Origin of the sequence: Shinella sumterensis (assembly GCF_004514425.2) — a bacterium.
Classification (GTDB): Bacteria; Pseudomonadota; Alphaproteobacteria; order Rhizobiales; family Rhizobiaceae; genus Shinella; species Shinella sumterensis.
In genome coordinates, this window is sequence record NZ_MYFN02000032.1 from 15,001 (window position 1) to 18,200 (window position 3,200).

Genomic DNA, 3,200 nt, shown 5'->3' on the forward strand with positions numbered 1-3,200 from the left:
TTGGAGTACGGCTAGGTGATGAGCATAGACAATGAGAACGATTAAGTGTCGTAAGGGCAATTGGTGGATGCCTTGGCATGCACAGGCGATGAAGGACGTGATACGCTGCGATAAGCCGTGGGGAGCTGCGAATGAGCTTTGATCCATGGATCTCCGAATGGGGAAACCCACCTTAAATGCTTGGAGAATTTAAGTTGCTCGCAAGGGCGGCTTAGGTTTCCAAGCATTGAAATAAGGTATCTTACCTTCGAATACATAGGGGTAAGAAGCGAACGCAGGGAACTGAAACATCTAAGTACCTGCAGGAAAGGACATCAACCGAGACTCCGCAAGTAGTGGCGAGCGAACGCGGACCAGGCCAGTGGCAATGCTGAATAAAGTGGAACGGAATGGAAAGTCCGGCCTTAGCGGGTGATAGCCCCGTACACGTAGAACAGGCATTGTCCTTGAGTAAGGCGGGACACGTGAAATCCTGTCTGAACATGGGGAGACCACTCTCCAAGCCTAAGTACTCGTGCATGACCGATAGCGAACAAGTACCGTGAGGGAAAGGTGAAAAGCACCCCGACAAGGGGAGTGAAATAGAACCTGAAACCGGTTGCCTACAAGCAGTCGGAGGCCGCAAGGCTGACGGCGTACCTTTTGTATAATGGGTCAACGACTTAGTGTAACTAGCAAGCTTAAGCCGATAGGTGTAGGCGCAGCGAAAGCGAGTCTGAACAGGGCGATTGAGTTAGTTGCATTAGACCCGAAACCGAGTGATCTAGCCATGAGCAGGTTGAAGGTTGGGTAACACCAACTGGAGGACCGAACCCGCATCTGTTGCAATAGATTGGGATGACTTGTGGCTAGGGGTGAAAGGCCAATCAAACTCGGAGATAGCTGGTTCTCCGCGAAATCTATTTAGGTAGAGCGTCGACCGAATACCCTCGGGGGTAGAGCACTGGATGGGCTATGGGGACTCACCGTCTTACTGATCCTAACCAAACTCCGAATACCGAGGAGTACTAGTCGGCAGACACACGGCGGGTGCTAACGTCCGTCGTGAAAAGGGCAACAACCCTGACCTCCAGCTAAGGTCCCCAAGTCATGGCTAAGTGGGAAAGGATGTGAGGATCCCAAAACAACCAGGATGTTGGCTTAGAAGCAGCCATCATTTAAAGAAAGCGTAACAGCTCACTGGTCTAAATAAGGGTCTTTGCGCCGAAAATGTAACGGGGCTAAAGCCATGCACCGAAGCTGAGGATTGTAGCAACCTTCGGGTTGCCGCAGTGGTAGCGGAGCGTTCCGTAAGCCTGTGAAGGGAGACCCGTGAGGGCTCCTGGAGGTATCGGAAGTGCGAATGTTGACATGAGTAACGATAAAGGGAGTGAGAGACTCCCTCGCCGAAAGACCAAGGGTTCCTGCTTAAAGTTAATCTGAGCAGGGTTAGCCGGCCCCTAAGACGAGGCGGACACGCGTAGTCGATGGGAACCACGTTAATATTCGTGGGCCTGGTGGTAGTGACGGATTGCGTAACTTGTACATTCTTATTGGATTGGGTGTGCAGGGAAGCGGTTCCAGGAAATAGCTCCACCGTATAGACCGTACCCGAAACCGACACAGGTGGTCAGGTAGAGTATACCAAGGCGCTTGAGAGAACTCTGCTGAAGGAACTCGGCAAATTGCACGCGTAACTTCGGAAGAAGCGTGACCCCAAGGCACGCAAGTGTTTTGGGGTGGCACAGACCAGGGGGTAGCGACTGTTTATCAAAAACACAGGGCTCTGCGAAGTCGCAAGACGACGTATAGGGTCTGACGCCTGCCCGGTGCTGGAAGGTTAAGAGGAGAGGTGCAAGCTTTGAATCGAAGCCCCAGTAAACGGCGGCCGTAACTATAACGGTCCTAAGGTAGCGAAATTCCTTGTCGGGTAAGTTCCGACCTGCACGAATGGCGTAACGACTTCCCCGCTGTCTCCAGCAGAGACTCAGTGAAATTGAATTCCCCGTGAAGATGCGGGGTTCCTGCGGTTAGACGGAAAGACCCCGTGCACCTTTACTATAGCTTTACACTGGCATTCGTGTCGGCATGTGTAGGATAGGTGGTAGGCTTTGAAGCAGGGACGCCAGTTTCTGTGGAGCCATCCTTGAAATACCACCCTTATCGTCATGGATGTCTAACTGCGGCCCGTTATCCGGGTCCAGGACCGTGTATGGTGGGTAGTTTGACTGGGGCGGTCGCCTCCGAAAGAGTAACGGAGGCGCGCGATGGTTGGCTCAGACCGGTCGGAAATCGGTCGTCGAGTGCAATGGCATAAGCCAGCCTGACTGCGAGACTGACAAGTCGAGCAGAGACGAAAGTCGGTCATAGTGATCCGGTGGTCCCGCGTGGAAGGGCCATCGCTCAACGGATAAAAGGTACGCCGGGGATAACAGGCTGATGACCCCCAAGAGTCCATATCGACGGGGTTGTTTGGCACCTCGATGTCGGCTCATCGCATCCTGGGGCTGGAGCAGGTCCCAAGGGTTTGGCTGTTCGCCAATTAAAGCGGTACGTGAGCTGGGTTCAGAACGTCGTGAGACAGTTCGGTCCCTATCTGCCGTGGGTGTAGGAATATTGACAGGATCTGTCCCTAGTACGAGAGGACCGGGATGGACATATCTCTGGTGGACCTGTTGTCCTGCCAAGGGCATAGCAGGGTAGCTATATATGGAATGGATAACCGCTGAAGGCATCTAAGCGGGAAACCAACCTGAAAACGAGTATTCCCTTGAGAGCCGTGGAAGACGACCACGTTGATAGGCCGGGTGTGGAAGCGCAGCAATGTGTGAAGCTTACCGGTACTAATAGCTCGATTGGCTTGATCGTTCTCATTGTTCATGCTCATCGAATAAATTCGATGAGCCATCTCTTCTGTCCTGACGCGCTAAACGCGCTCCGGGCGGGCCGCGCCATCAGGCGCGACGGCCTCTGGCCTTGCGGAGCTTCGCTCCGTTGCCCAAAAGAAGAAAAAGACGTGTTCACAAAGACAAGGAAGGGTTCCCCTTCGCCAGCTTCTCCTTACATGCACAAGGCATGCTCATACGTTCCCGTATGCACGCTTTGGCACCCCTGTGAGCGTCCAGCGAACAGGAAAGGTTTGCCAAAGCAAGACAAACGGAACAATGTTCATGCCAAAGGCATGAACATTGCCCTTAGCCGACCTGGTGGTTATGGCGGGG

The 3,200-nt window shown here is 53.3% G+C and carries 1 rRNA gene; it reads left to right on the plus strand.

Going from position 1 to position 3,200, the window contains the following annotated elements:
* The first annotated feature begins 39 nt into the window (after positions 1-39).
* Positions 40-2,847 (plus strand): 23S ribosomal RNA (locus tag B5M41_RS26330).
* The last annotated feature ends 353 nt before the right edge of the window (positions 2,848-3,200 follow it).